Raw genomic sequence first — 25,047 nt, 5'->3', positions numbered from 1 at the left:
GGTAGGCCGGGATCATGTCCCCGGCCGGAATCGCCTGGCCGGGGACACGGGGCAGGTCAGTCAGCGCCGGCCGGGAACGGCGGCGGCAGAAGGATTTTCCACGGTCAAGGAACCCAGGCTTCCCTGCTGCGACTCGACCTTGACGGCCGCCCGGCGGGTGGCAGCCCACCAGGCGACCGAGAACACGCCTGCGCCGCGAGCCCGATCGAGGGCCTGCTTGCCGTCATGGAAGAGATTCCCGGACGGCCCGTACCTCAGCCACCCTTGCTGGTCGTCCGGCGGGGTCGAGCCCCAGCACAATTCACCCTCGAACTCGTCGGCGGCGACCTCGACCTCGAAACCGGCCACCTGCATCATCTGCGCGTACTGCCGCACCGTGCCCAGCCCGGCGAGCCGGATGTACTCGCAGACCGGTCCGATGATCGGCGCGCGCTGCTCGGCGGTCTGGTAGTCGCCCCACGGCCGTTGCACCCAGTCCAGTCCGACCAACTTGCCACCGGGGCGCAACACCCGGTGGGCGGCGTGAAAAAACGCCTGTTTGTCCGGCAGATGGCAAACGCTCTCCAGGAACATCACCGCGTCGAAGCTGCCATCCGGCCACGCCTGGAGAGTCCGATAGTCAAGATCACCAATGGTCAGGAAGGTCGCCCGGTCGCTCATCGCCCGATCGGCAGCGAAGCGGCGGGCACGCCGCGACAACGACTCCGTGTTGGACACCCCGACGAAGACAGCCCCGGATATCGCGGCCATTGCGACCGAGGCTCCGCCCGGACCGCTTCCGAAGTCGAGCACGCGATCGCCCGGCCCCACCTGCGCATACCGCAGGAGCCGGCGTTGCATCGCCTCGGCCGCCTCCTGCAGCGAGCCACCGGCCTTCTCCACCTGAGCGTCGCCGTGATGCCACACCTGCCCCATCAACCGCGTGTACGCCAGGCCGGCGCCCTCCCCGGTGTCCTCGTCGTAGAAATTGGCGACCTTTGCCTCGTGCGACTCGTCCGTTGCAGTCATCGCGCCTTCCCCTCCCGGGCCCGTGTGACGATTCGGCCAGCGGCGGAGCGCACGAGCACTCCCCCGAGGTCACGTAGTGTTGCCCGGGGACCGTGCCATCCACATCGGCGCATTCACGTAAAAGGCGCTGAAGGGTCTACGTAATTCGCGGTATCGTGCAGCGATGATCGCCGATCCGCGCGGCAACCTGACGCCCGACCGCGGCACCTTCGTCGGCCGGCACGATCTCCTCAAATCCATCACACACCTTGTCCCGCACGTGCAGCTGCTGACCTTGACCGGCCCTGGGGGCGTCGGCAAGACCCGGCTGGCGATCCGGGCCGGCAACCAGCTACCGCGAGGCGTTGCCGACCGTTCGTGGCTGGTCGACTTCAGCACGATCCGGGGTGAGGTCTCCACCGCCGGTCTCTACGCGCACATGGCGCTGGCCATGGGAATCCGACACCACAGCGACGCCGGGCTCGAAGTCATCCTGACCCATCTGCGGGATCGCCGGGCCTTGCTGGTGCTGGATTCCTGCGAGCATCTCGTCCCGGAGATCCGCGTCGTGACGACCGCGCTGCTGCAGGCCACGACCCAGCTGCGGGTCATCGCGGCATCCCGGGAACGGCTCGGCGTCGACGGCGAGCGCGTCGTCAAGGTACCGCCCTTGAACCTCAGCGAAAGTGTGCAGCTGTTCCTGCAGCTCACCGCCAAGGTGGGAGTCAGCCACGATGTCCTGCGGCTGTCGGATATCGAGGCGCTGTGCCAGCGCCTCGACGGGCTCCCGCTCGCGATCGAACTCGCGGCGGGTCGAGCTGGAGCGCTCACGACCCGGGAGATCGAGGAGCGGCTCGCGGACCGCTTCGCGCTGCTCAGCGACGCCAGCGCCGCCAGCAGCGCGGACAGTGCCGATAGCCAGCACGCCCGGCTGGAGTCGGTGGTCGAGTGGTCCTACGAGCTGTGCACACCGGCCGAACAGGCGGTCTGGATCGCCTGCTCCGTCTTCCCGGAGGCCTTCACCATGGTGGCCGCGGAAGCAGTCGCCGCGGACGCCGACGTGGACACCAACGACGTGGTCGACGCCGTCACACGCCTGGTCGACAAAAGTGTCTTCACCCGTGTAGACGGCGAACCGGCACGCTTCCGGCTCCTCGAAACGCTGCGCGAATACGGCTTCGGCCAACTCGAACGGGCCGGCCGCACCCGCCGCGTCCGCGACCGGCATCGCGACTACCACCGCGACCTGCTCGCCCGCGACGTGGCCCGCTGGTTCGGCGCCGATGAGCTGATCGTGCTGGCCCGCGTACGCCGCAACCTGCCCGACATCCTCGCAGCCATCGATCACAGCATCGGCGTGGGTGACCTTCCCGCCGCCCGGGCCCTCGCCCGCGACCTGGCCCGTAGCCGGGCCCCACACTTCTGGGGCTTCCTGGACATCCTGGTTCGCCGGCTGGAGCGGGTCATCGCCTTGTCCGAGACCCAGACCGGCAACGACCTGGACACGTACGACCTGGTCGCCACCCTCGCTTCCGCCGCCTGGATCGCCGCCACACAGGGCCGACACGAGGAGGCCGAGCGCCTGCTCAATCAGGCACGCAGCTTGCTGGCCAAGCGAGACCTGCCGACGATCGCGCCGCTGGTCTTCGCCGCCGGAGGCAGCGCCGCCCTACTCAACGGATCCCGCGAGGCCATCGGCCGGCTCGCCGACGCCCGTGACCTCTTCGCCGGCAAGGCCAACCGCGGGGACCGGCACATGGCGACGATGATGTGGGCGATCGCCGCCGGGTTCGCCGACGACATCGGCGCCGCCGAGGCCGCGTGCCAGCAACTCCTCGAGGAAGCCGAGCAAGCCGGCGCGCCCTGGGCGATCTCCTGGGCGCTGTGGGCGCATGCACTGGCCGCGCTCCGCGCCGGCCGGCACGGGCCGGCAACCGAGAGCATCGATCGCGCACTGCGGCTGCAGCGCGACATGACCGACCTGTGGGGCCAGACCTGGTCCATCCACCTACGTGCCAGGATCATCGCCGCCACCGTCGACGCGAGCACCGAAGACGAGGCCCGCCGCGCGGCCTGGCTGCTCGGTGCGGCCTCGGCACGGCAGAAACGGCTCGGGGTCGTCCTGTCCGGGCTTCGCCCACTAGCGGCCGGCGACGAGCAGGCATACAACCAGATCGTCGCCGTTCTCGGCGAAGTCACCACCGCAGAGGTGTTCGCTGCCGGCGCCCGGGACAACGGCCATGCCCTGCGGATCGCCCTGGGTGAAGCCATCTCGCGGCGGGCCAGCGCATCACCGGCCACCACCCTCACTGCCCGGGAAGCAGAGATAGCCATCCTGGTAGCTGAGGGACGCATCAGCCGCGAAATAGCCAGCGCGTTGCAGATCCGCCCGCGCACCGTCGACACCCACATCAGCAACATCAGCACCAAACTCGGGCTGGCCAACCGGGCCGCACTGGCGGGCTGGGTCGCCGCCAACCGACATGAGCTCGCCACCAGCAGATCGGATCCAGAACGGTGAAGGATCGAGGGCGCACCACCGCCTGGAGCCAACGCCGAGCCTGTTGATCATGATTGGATGGGTTGAGCAGGGCTGGGATGACCACTTTGTTGGCGTGGCCGTTCACCCTGGCTGGCCGGTCCGGTGTAGTCGGTGAATCGGATCAGGGCGACGGCGAGAACAGGTACGGCTGACTCGCAGCGCACAGCCGGACCGCGGGACGCGTGAGGCGCGGTGAACGGTTGCCGGATGGCGTATGGAATCCGGGTTGTTACTGCACGCGGCTCGGAGATCTCTGGATAGGCCATGTGGCTACGGAAACCCGCGATGGGCCTTCGCTCGAGCGGCGATGACTGATCTCCGCCTCGAGGAACGCGAGGAGGAACTCGTTGTACGTCCAATGGTTCTGGTCGGCTTGGGCGACCAAGGAGCTCAGTTGGGCTGCGGCGCCGAAGAGCCCGAGATCCATGCAGGACCGGATCACGCGATCGCTGAGGGCCGGGTCATCGGGTGTATTGGCGGGAGGCCGGTGGTCAGCTGGCATGCGCTGCAGACTACCGTGCGCTGGGTCGCCGTGCCGGGCAGAAAGCGCACCGCAGCACGACCCGCCGGAGCGGGTCGAGCCCGAGGTGGTAGGACGCCAGATCACACAGGGGCCGCTGTGTTCGGGGTCGGGCTGGGCCTCGGCGAGCCGCCGCACGCGGGTCCAGCTCTCTGCGTCCAGGTGCCGGGCGGGTCGCCGGCCAGGGTCAGGCGTGAGCCAGCGCGGTGACGGCGGCGGTGCAGATTTCATCGACGGCCTGCACGGGATCGGCGACGTGGATGGTGGTGGTGTCGGCGAAGGTGTGCCCGGTGATGCCCTTGGGGCGCAGCCAGAGGACGGCGCAGCCGGCCCGGTGCAGGGTGGTGATCAGTTTCTGGGCGGCGGGTTTGTCGGGCAGGTCGCCGTCCGAGACGACGGCGACCATTCTGACGGTGTGGCGTTTGCGCAGGTCGAGGAGCTGGTCGGCGAGTTTGACCGCTTCGCAGAACGCGGTGGTACCGCCGCCGACCTGCATGTCGAGGACCTGCGCGGGACGCTGTCGCGGCGCCACGAGCAGGGTCGCCGTGTCCCCGAACGCGATCGTCGTGGTGACGGCTTCGTTGCGGCGAGCCCCGTGGGCGAGGATCCAGCCGGCCGTGGACAACGGCTTCTGGTACTTGCGCATGGACAACGACACGTCGACGAGGACGGCCAGGTGCAGGGTCGGCTTGCGCGGTGGCACGGTCGTGCGCCGCTGCCAGCGTTGAGCGGTAGGGATCATCCCGGCCGCCGTCTGTGCGTCGGCGGTGATGGCCTGCCGTGTACGCAGCCGGCCGGGCGGCACCGGCGCCGGCACGACGGCGGCCTCACGGTGCTGGGTGCGGGCCTGCCGGAGCCGGGCGGCCAGGCGCCGGGCAGCCTCAGCCTCTACTTCGGTGGGCTCGCGGCGCGTCCAGGTCGCCGGGGCGGCGTGGCGGGTGACGATCTGCGAGTCGACCAGTTCCGCAGGGGTGATGCCGAGGGCGGCGGCCAGGTACTCGATGAGCGCGGCGGCGAGGCGTCCGGCGAACACACCGAGGTCGGGCTGCGGCACGTCCGGCCGGCGGGCGGGATCGATGTCCAGCGCGTAGCACCACTGCCACGCGATCTGGATCATGGTGGCGGCGTCGCGGTCGGCGCATTCCAGCGCCTGCCGCCAGAGCTCGCGGAGCCGGCGTAGGCGTTTTCGGCCGGCGACGGCCGTGACCGCGGCGCGGATGCTACGGACGTCCTTGCTGGTCAGGATGCGGGCGTCGACGCGAGCCAGCAGCAGCGCGGCGAGTTGTCCGGCGTGCCACAGGTCGTCGACCCGGGCGGTGTCTGGGAGCAGGAGGGTGGTGACGGTGTGGCGGATCCACCGCCGGTCGCCGCGTCGTCGGCCGCGTTGCCGGTACTCGGCGCGGGCTTCCTCGAGTTGTCCGGCGACCTCGGCGACGACCGGCGGGGTGTCCTCGGGAGTTCTCCACAGGCTGTGGGCGGCGTGGGCGGCTTCGTGCACGAGCAGGCCGTAGCCGGTCGCCACGATCGCCTTGTGGCGGGCCTTGGACGGGTCGGTGACCCCAGGGTTGTCGGCGACGTGGACGGCGTCGATCTCGACGCGCCGGTAGTCGGGGTAGAAGCAGGCGGGTGCGCCGCCACCGGCGCCGGGAGCGACGACCACGCGCAAACCGCGCTGGTCGGTGAGGACCTCCAGCTGTCGGGTCCAGGCCTCGTTCCAAGCGGCCCAGGCCGAATCGATCTTGGTCAGGTCGGGGTGGCCGGTCTGCAAGTGAGCCGGATGTGTCATGAGCAGTCCTTCCGGGTGAGTGGGTCAGCGTTGGGGGCCGACGCGCAGCGGGGTGATCTCGGTGCCGAAGTGCGCGGTCAGGGCGGCGATGACCTCGGCCCGGTCGTCTTCGGGGGCGCGGCCGGCGAGGTTCGCGACGGCGGCCTTGTGGCCGAGGGCTTTGCGGACGCGGGTGAAGCCGAGCAGTTCGCGTAGCTGCGGTGCCCAGCTGAGCTTTCCGGCGTCGAGGTCGGCGTTGAGCCGGATCGCGGCCTGGACGGCGGCGGCGGGGACACCGAGGTGGCGGGCGAGGTCGAAGTCGGTGGTGACCTCGATGTGCACGTCGAAGCGGCTGGCGAGGGCTTCGGTCAGGATCGCGCCGTGCACGCCGGGGTTGTGGCCGGCGAGGATGTAGAAGCCGTCGGCGGCCTCGACGCGTTCGTTGCGGTAGCCGGTCAGGGTGATGACGCCGCGGCCGTCCATCGCCGGGTAGAGCACGGCGAGGACCTTCGGCGGGATGAGGGTGGCGTCGTCGATCAGCAGCGCCCGGCCGTCGCGCATCGCGGTCACGAGGGGGCCGTAGACGTATTCGTAGCCGCCGTCGGGCAGCGGGATGAAGTTGCCGACGAAGTCCTCGACGATGGTGTCGCCGGTCCCGGCCACGGTGAGCAGGTCGTCGAAGGCGGCTTCGGCAACGGCGGTCTTGCCGGTGCCGGGCGGCCCGAACAGCAGGACCGGGATGCGTTTGTCGCGCAGCCTGCGCAGGACGTCGACGTCGGTGGAGCCGGCCAGTTTGCGGGGGAAGTACGGGTCGCCGTTCGGGCGGGTCACCGGCTGCCGCCGGCCGGTGCGGGCCGCGGAGCTGCCGGCAGGCCGGGGTGCGGGCGGCGGCAGCGCCCCTGCGGCGTCGATGCCGGCCTGGGTGACGGTGAAGCGGTGCGGATTCGGCTGGTGGGTGGCGTACCCGGCGGCGGCCATCCGTTTCAGCGCCTCGAACACCGCCCCGGAGGAGGGGACGCCGAGCGCTTTGGTGATCTCACCGGGCGACAGCGGCTCGCCGGGGTGGTCGGCGAGGTACTTGGCGACCAGGGGGTAGAGGTGCCCGGATCGGCGGCCGGCCGTGGTGGGCTGGTCGGTGGCGTCGCCGGTGGTTGGCTGCTTCCCGGTAGCCGGGTGGGGGTCTGGGTGCATCGTGTGGCTCCTGTCCCTGGAGAGGGTTGGGAGCCCGCGCACCCGTCTCCGGGTGCGCGGGCTGAAGATCCGCGCTGCGGAGACGGGCGATCCGGCTTGGCCCGCGCGCCTTTCACGCAGGGCCTGGCCGTCACGCCGGGTGGTACATCGGAAACGGGCACGACTGCCGCACAGCGGTATCGCGCCGGTCGTTGCTCTGGCGCCGGGTGCCGTCGGGTACGCACCGCCGGGCTGACGAAGCGGCGGGGTTCCTCGCCACCGCTGGTCGGGCGTTTGGTAGGCGGGCGGTCGGGACCGGGGCCGGCGGGACGGAACGGGGTCAGCGTTCGGCGCCGCCTTGGGCGACGTCCTGTGTGTGGGTTGAGCTGTTGCTCGCCTCGGGGGTTTGGGGCCGTGGCGAGGCCGTACGCTGTGCGGTCAGTCGCGCCAGGTGGGACTGATCTCGTCCAGGGCGGTGATCCGCTGCTCGGCCAGCTTGCCCGCGCGCAGCTTGAGACGCTGGGTGGCCAGCCAATCGCCGAGCCGGTACCCGTCGAAGGTCGTCGCCTTGATCATGCGCAGCGTGTGGTGCAGCCGGTGGTACTCGCGTGCGTGGGCCAGGCCGGCCATGAACCGGTCGGTTCCGCGGTGCCAGATGATGCCGAGGTCCTCGAGGGCGTTGATCCGGTCGGCGGCCAGGGTGCCGCGCCGGTAGAGCATGCGTTGCGCGACGATGAACTGGCCGAGCCGGTAGCCGTCGGCGTCGACGTAGTCCGACGGCACCTGCAGGTCGCCGGTGCGGGTCCGGTAGGCGGCGGCGTGGGTGATGCCGCGCTGCCACATCGCGGCGTAGGGATCCCACTCGATGCCCAGCCGGTCGAGGGCGACGACGCGCGCGGCGTCCAGGCTGCCGGCCGTGTGTCGTTTGCGCTGCGACCGTACCCACTGCCCGAGCCGGTAGCCGCCGTCGGTGATGTGCTCGGGCGAGATCCTCAGGTGTCCTTCGCGGTCGCGGTATCGGGCGGCTTGCAGCAGACCGGCCTCCCACTTCGCGCCGCGGGGATCCCACAGCATGCCGAGGGTCTCAAGCGCCTGGATCCGCGCCGACGACAGCCGGCCGCCCTGACGGGTCTTGCGCTGCGAACGGACCCACTGCCCGAGCCGGTAGCCGCCGTCGGTGACGTGGTCGACGGTCACGAACAGGTGGCCGTGCTCGGCGTGGAAGCGGGCGGCGTATCCGTAGCCTTCCCACCACGGCGATGTTGTCGCGGTGATCATCCGCACGGTCAGGTGACGCAGGTAGTTCTCGATGTCGTAGCCGTCGGGCAGCCGGACGGTGATCTTGTCCGGCAGTCGTGCTGCTCCGGTGGCGATGCTCTGGCGTTGCAGATCCAGGGCGGCGGCCAGGGACTCGTCGTGCGCGCGTAACGCGCGCACGACCTGCCAGACAGTGGCGTAGCCGTCGGCGTCGGCCTGCGCGGAAGCTTCGGCGTCGTCGGTGACCAGGACCGGGATGAGGATGGTCGCGACGCCGGTGCCCGACCGGTTGCGCCGTAGAGCCCGCCCCACGGCTTGGATGACTTCGGGGGTCGAGGACTTCGGGTGGCTGAACGCGACGGAGTCCACGGCAGGCACGTCGATGCCTTCGCCGAGGCAGCGCACGTTGCACAGCACGGTCCAGCCGTCGTCGGGCGGTGCGGCGAGGTCGGCGAGGAACCGGGTGCGTTGGGTGTTGTTGTGGCGCCCGTCGACGTGGTGGCAGGTCAGCGTCCGCGCTGGTCGCGCCGGGTCACGCAGGGCGGCGGCGACAGGGGCGAGCGCGGCGGCCACGGCACGGGAGGCCACGATGCGCGGGGTGTAGACGATGGTGCGGCGCAGATCGAACTCGGCGGCGGCCCGGGCGAGCGCTGCCGCGACCATCGCCGTGCGTAGCGGCCCGTCGCGGCCGGTCCGCGGGTCGAGCGCTGGCACGGTGAGCTCGCGGATCAAAGGGAGCAGGTCGGTGCGGCTGACGCCGACGACGGCGACGCGGTAGTCGTCGAGCCAGCCGTCGGCGATGGCCTGGGCGAACGTGTACCGGTGCAGGACCGGGCCGAACACGTCGGTGTCGTCCATGGACAGGCCGGTGTCGTCGCCGGTGTCGTCGATGCGGGGTGTGGCGGTCAGGTAGAGGCGACGCCGGGCGGGAAAGGTGCGGTCGGTGTGCAGGAGGGCGAGGTCCTTCTCCTCGCTCCCGGCGCTGTGGTGGGCTTCGTCGACGACCAGGACGTCCACGGCGCGGTCGGCGCTGATCAGCGCCTGGCCGAGCAGGCCGGCGGATCGGTGGGTAGTGACGATCAGCCGTGCCCCGGCAGCGGGCCGGCGCAGCCAGGAGACGATGGTGTCGAGGTCGGTGGTGACGGTCGTGGGCAGGTCGCTGGTGTGCACGGCGGTATCGGCGACGGTGTCGTCGCTGCAGACGGCGAGGGTCGCCGTGGTGTTCGGGCCGGCCACGGCGAGGGTCTGCGCGAGCAGCGCCACCGTCGGGCAGGCGATCACGACGATCCCGCCGGGCGGGCACAGTCGGGCGGCGATGTGCGCGGCGGTGATGGTCTTCCCGGTGCCGCACGCGGCGTGAATCTGGCCCCGGCCGCCGCCGGCCAGGGCGGTGACGGCAGCGGAGACGGCGGGTTGCTGCCAGCCGGTCGGGGCGGGCAGCGCGGCGGCGCCCGCCGCGACCGATTCGGGCCGCCTCACCGGTCACGTCCGACGGCGCTGGCGGCGCGCACCCGACGGATCTCGGCCGCGCGCCGCTGGTGCGGGGATCGGACGCCGTAGGGCCGGGCCCTGCCGGGGTGCGGTGTGGTGTCGTCGTGCATGGATCAACTCCTTTGTCGGTGGTGGCACGTCGGTGCCGGGTGCGGTCACCGAGGCGTGGTGCATCCACGCTTCGGTGACCGGATGGGTCAAGTGCCCCGGGCCGAGGCCGTGCGGGCGGGCCCGGCTGTTGTCGGTTGCGCCCCCGCGCAGACCTCGTTCTTCGCGGCCCTGGGACGGTGAATCGCCAGCGGGGTATGGCGATCGGCGTCGAGGCCCCGCTGCGGATACGACAAAGGCCACACCCCGGGTCGGGGCGTGGCCGGCGGTGGATCAGCAGTTGCGACGAGATGAGCGCGGCGGCCCGTGCCAGCCGCGGTTGCCTGCGTCGTTCTGCGGGGATCTGTTGGCTGGTTCAGGTGTCGAGAGCGCGAACGACGGCTGCCGGGCCGGTGCCGGCGGCGAGCAGGCGTTGCGCCATGAGTGCGCCCTGGTGGTCCGGGTCGGCGGCCAGTGCGCGGCTGACCGCGGCCCGGGCGAGGACCTGATCGCCGGCGAGCAGGGCGTTGACGGCGAGCAGGGTCGCCGGGCCGGCGACCAGGCTGTGGTGAGCGTGGCGGACCAGCAGGGTCCAGAGGCGGATCTGTGCGTCTTGTCCGGTAGCGCGGCGCATGGCCGCGTCCAGGACGGTGGGACTGCGCAGCAGGATCGCGACCAGCGCGGCCTGGGCGGCGGACACCTGCTGGTGGCGGAGCTGGTCGGCGAGGGTCTCGTCGATCTCCTGGACTGCGGTCTGCGGCAACGTGCGGCCTGCCGCGATGGCCGACAGTGTCGCGTCCTCGATCGCGGGCAGCTGCCGGGCCATGAACGTCAGCCGCTGCCGGGCGATCGACTCAGCGGCGGCGAACGCCGCGCGGGCCGGGCCGTCGACGCCTGCGAGGTGCACGGCGTAGCGGCCGGACGGCGCCGCAGTGTCGAGCACGGCGGTGGGCGTGGGTTCGAACGCGGTGCCCTCGGGCGGGCAGCACGACGGCTCGGTGCAGGCGAGATTCCACCAGCGCCCGCCCGCGACACGCAGCGGGTCGTCGACGACGATCCCGGCCTGCTGTAGACAGTCGCGTCCGGTGGCGACCGTGGCGGCGACCGGGGTGGCGGGGCCGTAGCCGAGCAGCAGTGCCCAGCCGGTGTCCGCCCGGCTGAGGTGACTGGCGAGACGGTGCATCGCTGCCGTGGCAGTGCTGTTGTCCGTTTCCTCGCTGAGGCCGAGGTGACCGACGGCCACGATCGTCTCGTGGCGCAGTCCGATGGCCACGACGCGGTTGACGGGCCGGAATTCGATCAGATGCGGCACAGCGGCCAGCACCGGCGCGGGATCGCTGAGTCGCTGGGCCGGTCGATGCGACATCAATGCCCGTCCCGAGCGAGGGGAGGCTCGGTCGTCGACGACGGGTTCGGCTGGGACTGCCCGACGGGGTCGGCATCGGTGGGTGTGGCTTCGACGCCGTAGTTCAGCCACAGGTGCACGAGCTCGCGTAGGTGGCTGAGGCGTTCGTCGCGGATTCCGAGCAGAGCGTCGAAGCGGGGCCCGCTGTTGCCGAGCGGGGTGATGGTCGGGGTACCGGTGCCGGGTGTGGCGGCGGTGTTCGCGCGGACGACGGCGATGCTGTCGGCGAGCGTGGCGCCGATCCGGTCCAGGTCGGCGTCCACGGTGAAGACGGCGTGGCAGCAGTGGTAGAGGGCTCGGGCGAGGTCGGCGGCGAGTCCGCCGCGCCGGTGCCCGGCGCTCAGGTCGCTGTCGGTGATGCGGTGGCCGGTGTATTTGGCCGTGATGGCGTCGATCTCCATGTGGGCTCCTCGGGGTCGGTGGTTCTGCGGTCGGGTCGGGGTGGGCGGTCAGTGCGGGGTTTCCGGTACGACGCCGTCTCTGGGTGCGGGGGCCGCGAGCGGTATGTGCTGCAGGTGGTGCCATGCCGTGCCGCCCCAGACCTCCCATTGGGTGGCGTCGGGGTGCGCCGGTCGGGCCGCGACCAGGTGGCGTAGCGCTTCACGGGTGCCGTGTCCGGGGCGTACGGCGGTGACGGTGAGCAGGTCCAGCAGGGCGCCGTCGTCGTCGACGGCGCGCAGCAGGGTGTCACCGGCGGCATCGGCTGCGGCGGCCCGACGGGTCAGGTCGTACTCGGTGACCAGGGCCGCGAGGACCTGCTCGACGGTCGTCGGCGTGCCGTAGCGGCGGCATGCGTCGGCGTACCGCTGCAGCGTCGCTGTGCCGAGGCCCTCGCCCGTCGGGGTCCATACGGTCGGGTCGCCGCCGCGGTTGACGATGGTGGCCACCTGCTCGCCGTCGAGGCTGAGCTCGGCGGTGAACGCGACGCCGTCTCGGGTCCGGGTCTGCTGCAGCGTGGTGATCTGGAGCAGCTGGTGCGGGGCGTGCATCCCGGTGACGTGGGTGAACGCGACGTACTGCTGCTGCGCTGCCGGGGTGGGCAGGTCCCCGACGATCCGGTCGCAGTAGCCGGGGGCCACGGCACTCCAGCACCAGGCCCCGCCCATCACGTCGTACCGGCCGTTCTCGTCCGGGCGGAGGCGTTCGATAGCGGCGTCGCCGTGCTCGAGGTAGGTCGCGCGCTGGTCGACGATGATGTCGTCGCCGTCGAACCGCATCGGGCAGACGCGCTCGTCCACCGCGGTGTCGAGCTCGGCGCCGCGGAGGCCGGCTGCGCTGAGCCGGGCGCGTTCGGCCTCGCGCATGCTTTCCTGGTCGGCGACGATCGCCTCGGCCACCGTCCGGGAGCAGGCGAACACGGCCCAGCCGTTCACCACGTCGACGAGCACTCCGACGAAGGCGACCCGGACCCGGTCGCGGCCGTGCGCGTCGCGGATCCAGGCCCAGTCGCGGGCGAAGACACCGATGCCGCCGACCCGGAGCCGATCCGGGTGCAGATACTCCAGCGTGTCGCGATCATCGGTCCCGGACGCGGCGATCGTCGGCGCGGGCAGCACGGTGCGGTCGTCGGTCGCGGCCAGGACCTGCAGGACGGCGCGGCAACGCTCGCCGGCCCGCTGCATCAGGCCGGTGATGTAGCCGACGAGGTAGGCAGTGGTGGCCTCGGTGTGCCGCTCGGGGGACTCGGCGGTCGGCACCGGGACGTCCAGGGTCGCCGTCGTGTCTGCCGCGGGGGTGGTCCGGTCGAGGTCGTTGAGGTTCGGCGCGGGCAGGTCGAGGGCGGCGGGGTCGCCGTGCGCGAGGCCGGCGAGGATCCGGCGGGCCTCGGCGGTGACGTCGGCCGGGTGGCCGGCAAGGGCGTCCTGCGCCCACCGGTCGGCGCTGTCGCGGCCGGCGCGCAGACCGGCTTCTCGCGCGGCATCCGGCTTACGGTCGTGTCGGCTCATGTCCTCGGAATAGGTAGGTCGCTCGGGTGCGGTGCTCATTGCGGTCCTTTCGTGGGGCCAGGTGGGCATGGCGATGTCCGCCGCGCTGGGCAGACCGGCGCGGCGGACATCGGGTCAGGCAGTGGGGGTGCGGTTATCGCGCACGCGCGGTCGCGAGGTGCCGCGTCCCGGTAAGGGGTGTTCGGGCAGCTGGCGGCCCCGTCGTGAGCCGGGCCACCGGGGTCAGGGTGTCTCTGGTCGCCTTCGGCGGCGGCTCGAGACGGGTGTCAGTAGAGGCGGATTTCGGTGATTTCGTGCCAGGCGACCGTGAGGAGTTCCCCGGTGCGACGGCCGTCCGGGGTGAGGATCCAGCCGCGGACACCGGCTTCGTCGGCGTCGTGCAGCTGGACGTCGCGTGGCCCCCGGGTGCCGTCGGCGCTCGGCGTGGCGGTGCCGTCGCCGAGGAAGGCGGTCAGTCCCTGGCAGCTGTTCACGATCCTGGCGAGCGCGTCGGGGGTGTCCGAGGTGAACATGAGGCACCGATGGGTGCCGAAGTGCGCGGCGAGGCGCCGGCCGAGGGCCGCCAGTTCCTCAGGGCTGCCCCAGATGGCGGCGTTCGCGGAGGCCACCGCGCATTCACCGGGGTCGAGGCCGTTGCCGGGGCTCGATCGCGCGGTCAGGTTGTCGCCGCCTTCGGTGTAGGTGTGGAAGTCGGCGGTCGCCGCTCTTCCCCATTGCATCGACATCAGAGGTCTCCTTCTGTGACGGGCAGTCCCCGCCCGGTGGTGGGAGTCGGGTTGCCGGGTTGCCGTGGTCGCCAGGACGTGGGTCCGGTTGTCGGCTTGCGACCCGGTTCCGTGTCCTCGCGGACCAGGGCCGGCGAGCAGGTCACGCGATGAGGTAGCCGGGCGGGTCGGCCTGCTCATCGAGGACGATGCGGGCGGGGGTGACGACCGTCAGCAGCTCGCGTGGTTGGTTGGGGTACTGGAAGCCGTCGCCGCCGAGCACGGCGATGGTGTAGAGCGGCGCCTTGAAGCCGTCGATGACGACGAAGGGGCGCTCCGGTGGTTCGTCGATCCAGTCGGCGGGGGCGACGGTGACGATGGTGCCGGGATCCAGGATTCGATCCTCGCCGTCCGGGGTGGTGTTGTCCTGCAGCGGGTTCATCGATCTGCCTTTCCTGTGCGCGGTGAACTTCTTCGATGGACAGGGTTGTCGGCCGTGAGAACAGCCGGTGTGGACGTGAGCGGGGGTTGTGGTGCGCCGTAGTTCCGGAGACCGTGCGGTCACGCGGCGCGGCTGCCGCGGCCGAGCGTGGGCGGACAAGCACCGGTGGGGATGGACGTCCCGCCCGACGATCGGGTCGGCGCGATCGCCGGTCTTTGCCGCGTCGGACTCCGGTACGCCGGCATTCACCGCCAGGCCCGCCGTGTGTGACGCGTCGGACGGGCGACGGCACGCCGGTGCCGGGTCTACACCTCGGCGATGTGCTCGGCCCGGGACATGTCCTGCTCGGAGTGGGCGGTGCCCGCACGGTTGAGCAGCCGATAGATCGCCGCTTCGTGGACCACCCAGCCGAGGTGGGCGCGCACGCAGGGCAGCTCCATGCGCTGCAGGATCGTCTCGCCGCCGTGGTGCAGGCCGGAGACCCGCACGTAGGGGCCGTCGTCGGTGTCCTCGGCGGCGCGGATCCAGTCGCCGGGCAGCCAGGAGGCGGGGATGGCCAGCTCGTCGTCCTGCCACGCGATCGCGGTCTCGATGCGTTGCCGACCGTCGATGACCGCGTAGTGGACTCCCGAGGCTTCGGTGGCGCGCCAGGACGGGCCGGTGCGGGTGTTGAGGACGGCGGCGGCCACCGGGACGCCCGTCAACCATGACTTCATCAGGGCGAGTCGTTGGTCGGGGGTCCAGACGCTGCCCCGCTGGTAAGGGGCGTCGAGGATCATCCGTCCGTCGCGGATTCGCGAGGTGTACTCCTCGATGGACCACAGGCTGACCGTGGTGGGCACGAAGGTGAGAGGTGTTGTCGTCTGTCGGGTCATCGGCTGCTCCTTCGGTGGGCGAGATCGGTCGGCATCGGCGGGGTTCGCTGCGCCCGTCCGGGCGGCACGGCCGGCAACCCGGGCGCGAGGTTGCGCAGGCCCGGATGCCGGCTCACCTCGCGCTTGTCATGTGGGTTGGCAGCTGCCGTCCTGGCCTTGGCGGTGACGGTCGGTGTGGCTCAGGGACGGGTCAGCCCCCGTGACGTGCGCCGGGCGCGGGAGTCAGGTCGGCGCTGAGTTTGTCGCGAAGCTGACTCAGGGAGGTCCCGTCGCTGGTACGCCACTGCTTCCAGCCTCGGCACGGATAGCCGGCCAGGGCGGTGGCGCAGTTGCCAGGTGACAGATGCAGCGTGCCGTCACCGGTGAGCAGGTGGCCTTCGGCGGTGACGGTGGCGGTGTGGGTGTGGCCGAGGTCGCGGCGGTGCCAGGTGACGACCTGGCCGTCGTGCAGCAGACCGGCGTCGAGAAGCCGGGCGAGTTTGCCGTGGTCGGTGCGCTGCAGGCCGGAAGGGGTGGGGCGTGCGGCGGAGAACCGTGGCGCGGGATCGGCTGGTTGCGGCGGCTGCGCCGACTCGGGCAGGCGCAGTATCGCCCGCAGGGCCGCGTTGACGGTTATCCCGTACGGGATTCCGCGGATGAGCAGCGCGTACACGTCGTCATCGATGTGTATCGTCGGCATGGGTGTCGGCTCCTTGTCGCCGGGTCTGGTGGATCGTGGTTCAGGCGGCGGGCGCTGCCGCGGTCGGCCGCCGGAACGAGGCGAACGGATGGGCTGCGGTCCGGGGACGCGGCGGGGCATCGGGCGCGGTGTCGGATCGGTTGGCGGAGCGATCCGATGGGTCGCCGACGCTGGCACGTCCGCGCGCGTGAAGGCGCGGCGGCGGTGCCTCTGCCGGCCCGGATGCCGGACACGACGACGGGGTGGCTGATCGGCTGCGTGCCGTCCAGGCGGCGCGCAGCGCCCAGCACGGGCCGCGTTGACCGCGGCATTGCAGGTTGCGGCAAGCACCGTCTGGCCCCGGCTGGTGGGCGGCGGCCACATCGGTCGCGAGCGCCCACAGGAGCCGGTCGGTGACGTCGGCGGGTGGCGCGATGCGGTCGCTGGGCCGATCCCGCGGACGGTCCGGAGGGGGTTGGTGGATCATGGCTGTGGGCTGACCTCCCGTCGGCTGGTCGCGGCGTGCGCGGATCGCCGCCGGCTCGGCCCCTGCGGGGGTGCGTTGTTCTGACGGCCGGGCCGGACGACGACCAGCGTTGATCGACGCTTATCTCTTGGTGAAGGTCAAGTCGTGGCGGTGTGCCGGCCGTGCATCACCGGTCACCGCCGGTCGGCTCCAGGTCGATGTCATAAGCCCAGACGCTGACCGCTCCGCCGTGATGTGCCCGGCGGGTGATCCACGCCGTGTACGCGCGGGGCCCGAGCCCGCAGCCGGCGCCGGGGCCGACGGGGTTGATCAGGCACCGCTGCCCGGCGACGAGGATCGTCTCGCCGCGCAGCGGCACGTCGCGACGGGCCCGTCCGAACACCCAGCGGTCGAAGTGCTCCGGGCCGTACTGCGGGTACCGGCCGTTGTCGGAGGCGACCGGGGTCATCAGCGCACGGGCCTGCTGGATCGTCAGCCCCTCCAGACAGTCGTCGGCAAGCGGCGGGTGGTGGGCCGCGGCGGTGACCTCGACGTCGATGCCGGCGTACTCGACGGCTCGGCCGCCGTCTTCGGGCCGGGCCAGGACCCGTCCTGTCTGGTGGTCGACGGCGGTGACGATCACCGTGCGGCCGGTGGCCGCCACGACGACTCGATCGCCGCGGGCGATGGCGCTGCCCAACCGCCCGAAGCCGTTCAGCGATAGGCGGGCGGCTGCGCGGTCCAAGATCGGGGCGCCCGGGGAGTGCGTGTACCCGCTTACCGGGTCATTTGGCGACATGCTTGAGCTCCCTTTTGAAAGTGGTCGGGAATTGACGGCGCCGGCACGCCGGCGCCGCGATCCGACTCGTGTGGTCGGCGCGACGACGCGGACCTGGCCGGAGTCGATGGCGACAACGGCGTCGGGGGTGCGGTCGGGTGCCGCGTCCATCGCGGCTTCCTCATGCGTCGTCACGTGGGAGGCGATCCCCGGGCACGACCGTTCGGCCGTGCCCGGGCAGGTGGTGCGTGGAATGCGCGGGCGGCCGGGCAACGGCCAGATCATGCGGTGGTGGAGGGGGCCGTCTGTAGGTCGTCGACCTGTGCGTGCGATCGCCGCGGTGGTTGCCTACCCGGAACCCATCAGACGTTGTTCGTTGCGCTGGGACGGGCGTTCACCTGGCCCACTGGGCCGGCGGGGAGCTGCGAGGCCGCCGGTCAGGTGTGTTGTGGGCCGGTCCTCGGTGCCGGCAGCTGGAGCCAGAGCTGGACGAGGGCGCGCAGCTGCTGGATCCGTTCTTCGCGCACGGCGATCAGGGTGTCGAAGCGCGGGCCGTGTGCCTGCAGTTCACCGACCGGGTTCAGGCCGGGTGCAGGCTGGCCGGGTTCGGTGGTGATGGTGGTGGTCACCTTGGTGAGGCTGTGGATGATCGACGGGGTGAGGCGGGTCAGTTCGGTTTCGGCGTCGTCGAGCCTGAGGGCTGCCTGGCCGATGGCGGCGGCGAGGGCGGCGGCGACGCCGGTGACCTCGCGGGTGGCGATCAGCGCGGCCGGGTCGAGATGGTGGCCGGTGTACTTGGTGATCAGTTGGGACTCGTCCATGGTGTCGGTTGTCCTGTCGTCGGTCGGCTCTTTGCTGGGGTGGGTGTCCCGGTCCGGATCGGCCGCAGGTGCGGCGTGTCGGCGGCGAAGCGGGCCGCGGTTCACGACCGGCGCCAGCGTGGCGGGGGTTCCCGCGGGGCGGCCCGTCATGGCCTACCTGCGCGCGGCGTGGCAGGTGCCGGGCGAGCGGGTTCGGGTTCAGGGCCGGACGGGTCCGGGCTGGCAGCGGCGCGGCAGTGTTCGGTGATCCGGTCGTGGACGGCGGTGTCGGCGCTGTCGTGGTAGGCGTCGAGGGCCTCCTGCTGTTCGGCGGCGGTCAGCTCGTGCCAGCGGGGGCCGCTGTCGACCGTGGTGGTGTAGAAGTCGGGCTCGCCGTCAGCGGCGGACCGGGCGACGGTGGGCAGGACGTCCAGCACCGCGGGGTCGCCGTCGTCGATGCCGGTCAGGATCTTCCGGGCGGTGACGGCGGTGTCGCCTCCGGCGCGTCCGCCGACGCTGTCCTGCGCCCACCAGTCGGCTGCCGAGTGTCCGGCTTCGGCGCCGGTGAGGCGCAGCGCGTGCAGGACCTGTCCCCAGTGGAGGCGGCCGTGCTCGGCACCGTTGGTCGAGGGGTCGCTGGTGGACGAGGCGACGGGGCCGGGTTCGGCAGGCTCGGCGAGTACGCGGATGCGGTCGCCGGCGTCCAGGCACATCGACAGTTCGGAGCCGCTGTCCCAGGACACGGCGACCATCTGCTGGTGCGCGTCGAACGCGGTCACGGTGCCTTTGTCACCGGGACGCAGATCGGTGAACGGGTCGTCGGTGTGGACCAGCACGATGCGCTGGCCGCTGCGGTAGGTCATCGGGTCTCCGTTTCCACGGCGGCGGGTGCGTGCGCACCGGGGGCCGGCTCGGTTGCGGTGCTCGGGTCTCGCCGGGCGCCCGATGTCGGCCGCGGCGCGCGCTGCTGTTCGTGGGCTGGGGGCGGGCTCACGGTGGTGTCGTGGCTGCCGCGGGCCGAGACGCTGAGGGTCACACCGAAGCGGCTGCCGTCGGACAACTCGAGGTACACCCCGCGGTCCAGCGTCAGGACGCCGGCGTCGGCGTAGGTCTGCGCGCTGACCACGTCGATCGGGTCGCCGTCGCCGTCGACCAGGGCGGCGGTGCCGGCGTCGCAGCTCAGCGCATAAAGGTCGTCGCTGGTCAGCAGGTATCGGATGACGTCTTGCAGGACGGTCTCGTGATCGAACTCGGGTTCGTCGGCGTCGTACGCCATGGCGGAACCTCTCTTCTGATGAATGCTTCGATGGCAGGTGGATGGCGACACGCAGTAGCCGGCAGGCACACGCCGGTAGACGGCGGTGTTCACGCGAGAGGCGGTGATCAGGCCGTCCGCCGTGGGGCTGCGCTCGCGCCGTGACGCACGCGGAACATCTGCTGATGGGCGTCGGCGAGCGGATCGGCCAGGTCGGCGACCCGGGCGATGATCTGCTGCAGGTGCCGTTGCGCGTCGAGGCAGGCCCCGGCCGCGCTGGGGTCGCCGTACGGGTTGTCGGCGCCGGGCAGCGGCGTCGCAGTGAGGTCCGGGTCGGCGGCGATCTCGCGGACGGTGTCCTCGACGCCGCGCAGGACGGCGGGCAGCAGCTGGGCGCAGACGGTCAGGGACGCGAGCAGATGCGCCACGGTGCCCGGATCCATCGGTTCCCCGACCAGCTGGTGCAGTTCCAGGTAGACCGTGCGCAGCAGGTCCGCCGCGCCGGTCACGGTCCGCGACGTCGGCGGCGACTGCGGTGGACACAGCCGCCAGCAGGAGGCCAGTGCCTGCTCGCAGGTGAGGACCGGGGTGAGGTAGGGGCCGACGTCGGTGGCCAGTTCCACCGTGGGTGGTGGACCGTCGATCCACCGGGCGGGGCGGACGAGGGTCGGCACGGGTGCCTCCAGCACCCAGACCATCGTCTCGCCGCCGATGGCGTGGGCGATGACGGGGACCGCGGGCGGGTCGAGCTCCAGGGTCGCCAGCCGCAGGGCGACCCGCAGAACCGCTGTGGTGAACGCCACGAGGTCGGGTTGAAGGCGGGCAAAGTCCCCGCCGCGGGCATGGTGGTAGACGCGCAGCAATCGCATGCTGCTTCCTTTCGTGCAGGGTTGGTGTGACACGAACCGGCCCGGCCCGCGGCCCGCCGGAGGCGGCATCGGGCGAACATCGAGCCGGTCACGGGGGCGAATCAGGGCAGGTAGCCGCCGCCGGGGTTGGTGGGCGGCGGGCGCGGCGATGGCCGGCCGCCACAGCGCGGGTCGGTGACGTCCGTGGCGACAGCGGACGGCGGTGTCGCCGTTCCCTTTCGGTTGGAGGTCATGAAAGGACTGCTGGCCGGCACTGTTCCGGTCAGCGGCAGAGGTGAGGTGAGGTGACGGATGGCTACGCCGCCGCGGGGTGCACGCGGGCTGCTCCGCCTCGCGATGCCCGGCAGCTCTCCGGCCGGCTGACGCCGGCAGGTCGGCGGTGACGGGCCGAGCACCGCGAAGGTAGGTGTGCGGCAGGACCGAAGGCTCCGAGGTGGTGGGCGGGTGGGCCCGGTCTACGCGATCGTGGTGGCGTTGGTCGGCAGGGCGAGCCATCCGCTGCCTCGCCAGATCTCCCACCGGCCGTCGCCGGCCTCTCGGGCCAGGTCCGTGCCGAGTCGGGTCAACGCGGCCCAGTCGTGCGGGATCGGCCGGATCGGGCGGATGGTGCCGGTCGAGCCGTCCTCGGCGACGCGCCGCACCACGGTGGCGCCGTCCGCGGCTGCCTGGGCCAGGGCGGCGGCCAGCAGCGCCTCGTCGGCCAGGGCGGTGAGCAGCCGCTGTTGGCCGACAGGTTCATCTCGCCGGCGACAGCCGCTCAGGTAGCCGGCCATCTGCTGCGGCCCGAACACCCCGTGGGTCAACAGCAGGTCGACGTCGCCGCCCGCGCCGTCACAGCCCACGGTGCCGATCCGCCGGCCGTCCCAGGTGAGAGCGGCGACGTACGCGATGCCGTCCGCGGCAGGCCACTGGCGCAGCAGTTCCAGACTCAGCCGGGCGTGCGGCAGCCGCAGCGCCGGGGTGTGGGCCAGCGTCACGAACTCCTGGTGCTCGCCGGGGCCGGGCAGGTCACCGACGATGCGGTCGCACCGGTACGGGGCTATCGCCTCCCAGCGCCAGATGCCGCCCATCACCACATATCGACCGTCGTTATCCGGTGCGATGTACTCGATGGCCTCCGGGTCCTCGGACCGGACCCGCTGATCGACCACGAGGGTGTCACCGTCGAAGGACAACACCGCGAACTGCGCGTCGACCCAGCGGTCCAGGTCCTGCTCGGCGGCCCCGGCGGCCTGCAATCTCTCGCGTTCGTCGTCGCGTCGCTCCTGCAACTCGGCGACGATCGCCTCGGCGACCCGCCGGGTGCAGGAAAACACCGCCCACTCCTTCCAGGTGTCGATCAGGGTGCCGACGAATCCGATTCGTGCGTAGTCCGGGCCTTCACCTCCGTCGGTCCACATCCAGTCGCCGGAGAACACCCCGACACCGCCGAGACGCACCTGGCTGGGATCCATCTCGTGCAGGTCGCGTCCGCCTGCGGCGGGCGCGAGGGCGCGTCGGCAGCGCACCGGGGCTGCTTCCCAGACAACGGTGTCGAAACCGTCGCGGTACGCCCAGACGGCCTGTTCCCATTCGTCGGTGCTCACCGGCTGCCACAAGGCGGGCTGGCCGCCGCAGAGCAGGTCCGACAGTTGCCAGTCGGTCAGCGGTTGTGAGTACGTGCTGCTGTGGGAGGCCGGCAGGGTTTCCGCCTCGTCGGGGTTACCGTCGGCGACGGCGGCCAGCACCCGCCGCGCCGTCGTCCTGTGCCCCGCGACGTGCTCGTCGAGCGTCTCGGCCGTCCACTGGTCCAGAGCCCGGAGGCCGTCGAGCCTTCCTCGGCTGGTCACGGCCGCCAGCACCCGGTTCCAGGCGTCGGCGGTGATCGCGGCCGGGGCGGCGAGGACATCGAGGCGGACACCGGCGTCGAGGTGGATCTGCGAGACGGTGCCGTTGTCCCAGCCGACGGAGACGACCTGTCGGCCGGTGTCGAAGGCACGCACGACGCCGCGTTCGCCGGGCCGCAGCGGGTGGTCCGGGTCGGTGGTGTGGGTCAGCGCGACGCGCTGGCCGGGTTGGTAGTGGGTCACGGATCTCTCCTTCTGATGTCACGATTTACGGGGTGCGGCTGCACGCGGACGGGAGTCGCCGGGGCCGACGGCCGGGGCACGGCAGGTCCCCGGCGTTCGTGTGTCGTTGCGGCCCGAGAAGTTCGCGGTGATCGGCCCGGCGTGTTCTCGCACGGGCGCGTTCACGGCCGCAGACGGTCGGAATGGTGCGGGGACCGGGGAGCCCGGCCGTGGTCAGGACTTCGTTGCGCGGGGCAATGGGGCATCGCCTGGGATGCCCCTGCCTGGATGAGCGGATCGCGGCGTCCGACCCCGGCCTGTCGCAAGCAGTCCGGCGAGACAGCTGGTTCTGTACGCGATGTGCGACTCGGGTCAGATGCCGAAGCGGATGCTGCGCAAGGTCTTGCCCGTCGCGGTGACGATCCAGAAGTCCCACCCGGAGCCGTTCGGCGCCACCCCGGGATTGAGAGTGGTCACCGCGGCCCCGCGGGCACCGCTGGGACTGCGGTAGACGCGTCCCGACAGCGGCCCGTTGGTGATGGTCATGCTCTGGGTCTCCGGGTGGTAGAGGCCCTCGACACGCTGACCGGCGTAGATCCGGTGCACGGCGACGTCCGACGGCTCCGGTGAGCGCCGAGTCGGGGTGTTCTCCGCTTGGGTGAGGTAGTAGTGGTCCACCAGCCGGCCGATGACCTGCGGCGGGCTGATGTTCCATGCTGCGGCCAGCAGGAGGATCTCCCGGAACCCGGGGGTTGACGAATCCAACGTGATCATGACGTTGTTGGCCTTTCTGGTCCATCGGGCGATTTCCGGTCATCGGGACGCCCGAGCGCACGCGCGACGCGTGCACGAGGGCGCTGGTCACGCAGGGTTCGTCCGGTCCGGTCCTGTCGAAGGGCCCGGGACGCGCCGGGTTCGTGGGCGACGCGTCCCGGGCTCCGTGGATACGACGACGGCCCGCCGTTCGGCGGGCCGCATTCCTGTGTTGGGCCGCGGTACGCGGCGCTGCGGGAAGAGCCGGACCGGAGCCCAGCTCGGCTTTGGTTCCAGGTGGGGCCGGAGCCGTCAAGGCCTCCAGGTGGCCGTCGACGTAGGCCGGGCATGCGCCCGGCGCCCTGGCCCATGAGCCGCAATGCCGGCGCCGGCACGGATAGGTGAGGTAGCGCGACCGGGTCGTGCCGCACTGGTCGGCGCCCGGCCGGACGGGCGAGGGCTGGTGTCGGCCAGGTCAGGTGCGCTTGGCTGCGGTCTTGTGGTGCGCGCCGCGGTCCACGAGCTTGCGCAAGGCCTTGCGTACCGTGGCCAGGGTCGTCTCGGCGTCGTCGACGGCCTGTCCGAGGATTTGCTGGTCGTGACGGTGCGAGAGCACCTGTTCGATCTGGTGGAGGCCGGTGATGAAGATCAGCCGTGTTTGTTCGCCGCGGTCGGCGTCGTCCTGCAGGTGCTGCCACACGCGCGCGTGGTCGGCGGCGATGGTCTCGAGGTCGGGTTGGGTGGACAGGACCTCGGCGGGGACCAGGCTCATCGCCGCTTCGAGCCGCCGGCCGCCGTCGATGCGTTCGTGGTCGGCGCGGACGCGTTCCCGTCCCGCGATGTCGCGGTAGTGCTCGATGACGTCGGCGCTGGTCGGTCCCTGCACGGGCGTCACCCCGTCCCAGCCTTCGGCGAGCCACTGCGTCAGCCACGCGTGCAGGTCCTCGACCTGGGCCCGGGACAGCAGGACGGACTTGCCGTAGGTGTCGTAGACGGCGCCGCCGATGCCGATGTGGACTTCGTCGGTGCCCATGGCGACACCGCGGGGTGCCACCGCGAGCATCGTGCGGGTGCCGATCTGATGAAGTTCAAGATAGTTACTACGCTTCATTCGTGGTTTCCCTTCGTCACCTCGTACGGGATGGACTTGTCTTTCGCGCGGGCCGCTGAGGCGGGCGCCGCACGTATTTCTGCAGCGGGTGGCCGCACGAGGGCCGCGCCGCTTATTTCTGGAGCACGCCGGCGTCGAGGGACCGTGCCGCGTTCTCACCGATTCGTGCCGCAGAAGGGCAGAAGGGGATGGCCAAGACCTGTAATGGCTTGGCAGATATCGCGGTCGGCTGTCGGGATAGGACCCCGCCATCCGTCGCCGGAACGGCCTGCGATCCAGGCGGCTGGGACATTCCGCGTCGTGTCGGCTTAGTGAGGTTTCGTCGTTGTCGGCTCGCGGCGCCGCACGGCACCCGACCGGGGGCCGGCGAGGTGGGCGGTCCGCTCCGTGGACTGAACGGCTAGGCGTGCTCGTGGGGCGACCAGGGGCGATGGTCGTCTTCAGGCTCGGGCACGTCGATGATCGTCGGCGCGGTCTGCGGTGGCATCCAGGTGGTGACCGCGGTTCCGACCGCGCGGTGCCCCTCGGCGCGGATGCGTGCCGCCGACGCCGGTGTTGCGCCCACCCAGAACCAGCCGGGTCGCGTCCACGGCAGAATGTCCTTGCCGCGCTCGGCGCGGGCCTGTGCCAGGCTCAGTACGTCGCCGGTCGCCGTCCAGGTATAGCGGACCAACAGCATCTCGCGGCCCGGCTCCGCAGGGGAAATCTTCGCGTTCACCATCGATTCTCCTTTCATGCACATCTATCGCAGTCATCAAGGGACTCTCGGTTCCGGTTCGTGACGAAACCGTCCGGGCGGGCGGATACAGCTGCTCTCGGTCTGCGAGCTGACGCGGTACTCGATCGAAGATCGCGGGTCGCTGTTTACCGGTCGCGAGTTGGCTGGAACCCGTACTGCGTTCCGGAGGGGGCTATCGCGGATCGTCACGGTGCTCGCTGAGCTGTTCGAGCCTCATTCCGACGCCGCAACTCGTCCCAGGTTGCTCGTTGGCGGGGATGCGCGACGTCTCCGGTGAACGCAGGGTCGGGTCGCCCGGAGGGATTTCACCTCCGGGCTCCCACGGAACGGAGCGTGACAGTCTCCCGTCACTCCGCTCGTACCACCCTGGCCATCATCA

Annotated in this window: 21 protein-coding genes; 1 reads left to right on the top strand and 20 read right to left on the bottom strand. The window is 71.5% G+C overall.

The features are described from left to right. Positions 1-60: 60 nt before the first annotated feature. The gene (locus tag IH26_RS0145140; RefSeq protein WP_030442468.1) at positions 61-1,008 is read right to left on the bottom strand and encodes an SAM-dependent methyltransferase; all 948 of its coding nucleotides are present in this window, start codon (positions 1,006-1,008) and stop codon (positions 61-63) included. A 163-nt stretch (positions 1,009-1,171) separates the two neighbouring features. On the opposite strand from IH26_RS0145140, the gene IH26_RS0145135 reads away from it, so the two are divergent. Then, positions 1,172-3,508: a LuxR C-terminal-related transcriptional regulator gene (locus IH26_RS0145135; protein ID WP_030442467.1), complete on the top strand. Its 2,337-nt coding sequence runs from the start codon at positions 1,172-1,174 to the stop codon at positions 3,506-3,508. 728 nt (positions 3,509-4,236) lie between these two features. Here the strand turns inward: IH26_RS0145135 and IH26_RS0145125 are convergent. The 19 genes from IH26_RS0145125 to IH26_RS0145030 form a co-directional block, all read right to left on the bottom strand. Then, positions 4,237-5,835, bottom strand: coding sequence for a vWA domain-containing protein (locus tag IH26_RS0145125; protein ID WP_030442465.1), 1,599 nt, complete (start codon positions 5,833-5,835; stop codon positions 4,237-4,239). A gap of 24 nt (positions 5,836-5,859) precedes the next feature. Beyond that, positions 5,860-7,005 carry an AAA family ATPase gene (locus tag IH26_RS0145120; protein WP_051809705.1) on the bottom strand — a complete coding sequence of 382 codons (1,146 nt, stop codon included), beginning with the start codon at positions 7,003-7,005 and terminating at the stop codon, positions 5,860-5,862. 417 nt (positions 7,006-7,422) lie between these two features. Further along, entirely contained in the window at positions 7,423-9,720 is a 2,298-nt protein-coding gene (locus tag IH26_RS64130) for a DEAD/DEAH box helicase (RefSeq protein WP_030442463.1), read from the bottom strand. A 475-nt stretch (positions 9,721-10,195) separates the two neighbouring features. Further along, positions 10,196-11,185, bottom strand: coding sequence for a DUF4192 domain-containing protein (locus IH26_RS61710; RefSeq protein ID WP_030442462.1), 990 nt, complete (start codon positions 11,183-11,185; stop codon positions 10,196-10,198). Then, entirely contained in the window at positions 11,185-11,625 is a 441-nt protein-coding gene (locus IH26_RS61705; RefSeq protein ID WP_030442461.1) for a hypothetical protein, read from the bottom strand. Before IH26_RS61705 ends, IH26_RS61710 begins: the two co-directional genes overlap by 1 nt. A gap of 48 nt (positions 11,626-11,673) precedes the next feature. Further along, positions 11,674-13,170, bottom strand: a complete 1,497-nt coding sequence (locus IH26_RS56715; protein ID WP_051809703.1) for a hypothetical protein — start codon at positions 13,168-13,170, stop codon at positions 11,674-11,676. 266 nt (positions 13,171-13,436) lie between these two features. Beyond that, on the bottom strand, positions 13,437-13,895 hold the full coding sequence (locus IH26_RS0145095; protein ID WP_030442459.1) for a hypothetical protein: 459 nt from the start codon (positions 13,893-13,895) through the stop codon (positions 13,437-13,439). 142 nt (positions 13,896-14,037) lie between these two features. Beyond that, positions 14,038-14,316 carry a hypothetical protein gene (locus IH26_RS0145090; protein WP_030442458.1) on the bottom strand — a complete coding sequence of 93 codons (279 nt, stop codon included), beginning with the start codon at positions 14,314-14,316 and terminating at the stop codon, positions 14,038-14,040. 305 nt (positions 14,317-14,621) lie between these two features. Next, positions 14,622-15,191, bottom strand: coding sequence for a DUF262 domain-containing protein (locus IH26_RS0145080; protein WP_030442457.1), 570 nt, complete (start codon positions 15,189-15,191; stop codon positions 14,622-14,624). A 190-nt stretch (positions 15,192-15,381) separates the two neighbouring features. After that, complete coding sequence (locus IH26_RS0145075) at positions 15,382-15,870, bottom strand: restriction system modified-DNA reader domain-containing protein (protein ID WP_030442456.1); 489 nt, start codon at positions 15,868-15,870, stop codon at positions 15,382-15,384. Positions 15,871-16,502: 632 nt separating this feature from the next. Continuing rightward, positions 16,503-17,114, bottom strand: a complete 612-nt coding sequence (locus IH26_RS0145070) for a hypothetical protein (RefSeq protein ID WP_157437720.1) — start codon at positions 17,112-17,114, stop codon at positions 16,503-16,505. Between the two features lie 416 nt (positions 17,115-17,530). Beyond that, positions 17,531-17,914: a hypothetical protein gene (locus tag IH26_RS0145065; RefSeq protein ID WP_030442454.1), complete on the bottom strand. Its 384-nt coding sequence runs from the start codon at positions 17,912-17,914 to the stop codon at positions 17,531-17,533. A gap of 146 nt (positions 17,915-18,060) precedes the next feature. Beyond that, the gene (locus IH26_RS62420) at positions 18,061-18,756 is read right to left on the bottom strand and encodes a DUF4314 domain-containing protein (protein ID WP_063763868.1); all 696 of its coding nucleotides are present in this window, start codon (positions 18,754-18,756) and stop codon (positions 18,061-18,063) included. Continuing rightward, entirely contained in the window at positions 18,753-19,169 is a 417-nt protein-coding gene (locus tag IH26_RS56705; protein ID WP_051809701.1) for a hypothetical protein, read from the bottom strand. Before IH26_RS56705 ends, IH26_RS62420 begins: the two co-directional genes overlap by 4 nt. 107 nt (positions 19,170-19,276) lie before the next feature. Then, positions 19,277-20,017, bottom strand: coding sequence for a hypothetical protein (locus IH26_RS0145050; protein WP_030442451.1), 741 nt, complete (start codon positions 20,015-20,017; stop codon positions 19,277-19,279). A 455-nt stretch (positions 20,018-20,472) separates the two neighbouring features. After that, positions 20,473-22,086, bottom strand: a complete 1,614-nt coding sequence (locus IH26_RS0145045) for a DUF4314 domain-containing protein (RefSeq protein WP_051809699.1) — start codon at positions 22,084-22,086, stop codon at positions 20,473-20,475. A 351-nt stretch (positions 22,087-22,437) separates the two neighbouring features. Further along, positions 22,438-22,839: a hypothetical protein gene (locus tag IH26_RS0145040; protein WP_051809697.1), complete on the bottom strand. Its 402-nt coding sequence runs from the start codon at positions 22,837-22,839 to the stop codon at positions 22,438-22,440. 454 nt (positions 22,840-23,293) lie between these two features. Beyond that, positions 23,294-23,851, bottom strand: a complete 558-nt coding sequence (locus IH26_RS0145035; RefSeq protein ID WP_157437718.1) for a hypothetical protein — start codon at positions 23,849-23,851, stop codon at positions 23,294-23,296. Positions 23,852-24,329: 478 nt separating this feature from the next. Continuing rightward, positions 24,330-24,650: a hypothetical protein gene (locus IH26_RS0145030; protein WP_030442447.1), complete on the bottom strand. Its 321-nt coding sequence runs from the start codon at positions 24,648-24,650 to the stop codon at positions 24,330-24,332. Between the last annotated feature and the right edge of the window lie 397 nt (positions 24,651-25,047).

Source organism: Actinoplanes subtropicus (genome assembly GCF_000721705.1).
In the GTDB taxonomy this organism is placed as follows: domain Bacteria; phylum Actinomycetota; class Actinomycetes; order Mycobacteriales; family Micromonosporaceae; genus Actinoplanes; species Actinoplanes subtropicus.
Note: the sequence above shows the minus strand (reverse complement) of the source record. Positions and strands in the feature narration are given on the sequence as shown.

Bases quoted from the DNA above. Each gene is read 5' to 3' on its own strand.
- IH26_RS0145140 (WP_030442468.1), bottom strand. From the start codon at position 1,008: ATGACTGCAACGGACGAGTCGCACGAGGCAAAGGTCGCCAATTTCTAC.
- IH26_RS0145065 (WP_030442454.1), bottom strand. From the start codon at position 17,914: ATGGACGAGTCCCAACTGATCACCAAGTACACCGGCCACCATCTCGAC.
- IH26_RS0145095 (WP_030442459.1), bottom strand. From the start codon at position 13,895: ATGTCGATGCAATGGGGAAGAGCGGCGACCGCCGACTTCCACACCTAC.
- IH26_RS0145070 (WP_157437720.1), bottom strand. From the start codon at position 17,114: ATGTCGCCAAATGACCCGGTAAGCGGGTACACGCACTCCCCGGGCGCC.
- IH26_RS0145035 (WP_157437718.1), bottom strand. From the start codon at position 23,851: ATGGGCACCGACGAAGTCCACATCGGCATCGGCGGCGCCGTCTACGAC.
- IH26_RS61705 (WP_030442461.1), bottom strand. From the start codon at position 11,625: ATGGAGATCGACGCCATCACGGCCAAATACACCGGCCACCGCATCACC.
- IH26_RS0145120 (WP_051809705.1), bottom strand. From the start codon at position 7,005: ATGCACCCAGACCCCCACCCGGCTACCGGGAAGCAGCCAACCACCGGC.
- IH26_RS0145040 (WP_051809697.1), bottom strand. From the start codon at position 22,839: ATGATCACGTTGGATTCGTCAACCCCCGGGTTCCGGGAGATCCTCCTG.
- IH26_RS62420 (WP_063763868.1), bottom strand. From the start codon at position 18,756: ATGACCTACCGCAGCGGCCAGCGCATCGTGCTGGTCCACACCGACGAC.
- IH26_RS0145080 (WP_030442457.1), bottom strand. From the start codon at position 15,191: ATGACCCGACAGACGACAACACCTCTCACCTTCGTGCCCACCACGGTC.
- IH26_RS61710 (WP_030442462.1), bottom strand. From the start codon at position 11,185: ATGTCGCATCGACCGGCCCAGCGACTCAGCGATCCCGCGCCGGTGCTG.
- IH26_RS0145030 (WP_030442447.1), bottom strand. From the start codon at position 24,650: ATGGTGAACGCGAAGATTTCCCCTGCGGAGCCGGGCCGCGAGATGCTG.
- IH26_RS0145125 (WP_030442465.1), bottom strand. From the start codon at position 5,835: ATGACACATCCGGCTCACTTGCAGACCGGCCACCCCGACCTGACCAAG.
- IH26_RS0145090 (WP_030442458.1), bottom strand. From the start codon at position 14,316: ATGAACCCGCTGCAGGACAACACCACCCCGGACGGCGAGGATCGAATC.
- IH26_RS56715 (WP_051809703.1), bottom strand. From the start codon at position 13,170: ATGAGCCGACACGACCGTAAGCCGGATGCCGCGCGAGAAGCCGGTCTG.
- IH26_RS0145135 (WP_030442467.1), top strand. From the start codon at position 1,172: ATGATCGCCGATCCGCGCGGCAACCTGACGCCCGACCGCGGCACCTTC.
- IH26_RS0145075 (WP_030442456.1), bottom strand. From the start codon at position 15,870: ATGCCGACGATACACATCGATGACGACGTGTACGCGCTGCTCATCCGC.
- IH26_RS56705 (WP_051809701.1), bottom strand. From the start codon at position 19,169: ATGGCGTACGACGCCGACGAACCCGAGTTCGATCACGAGACCGTCCTG.
- IH26_RS0145050 (WP_030442451.1), bottom strand. From the start codon at position 20,017: ATGCGATTGCTGCGCGTCTACCACCATGCCCGCGGCGGGGACTTTGCC.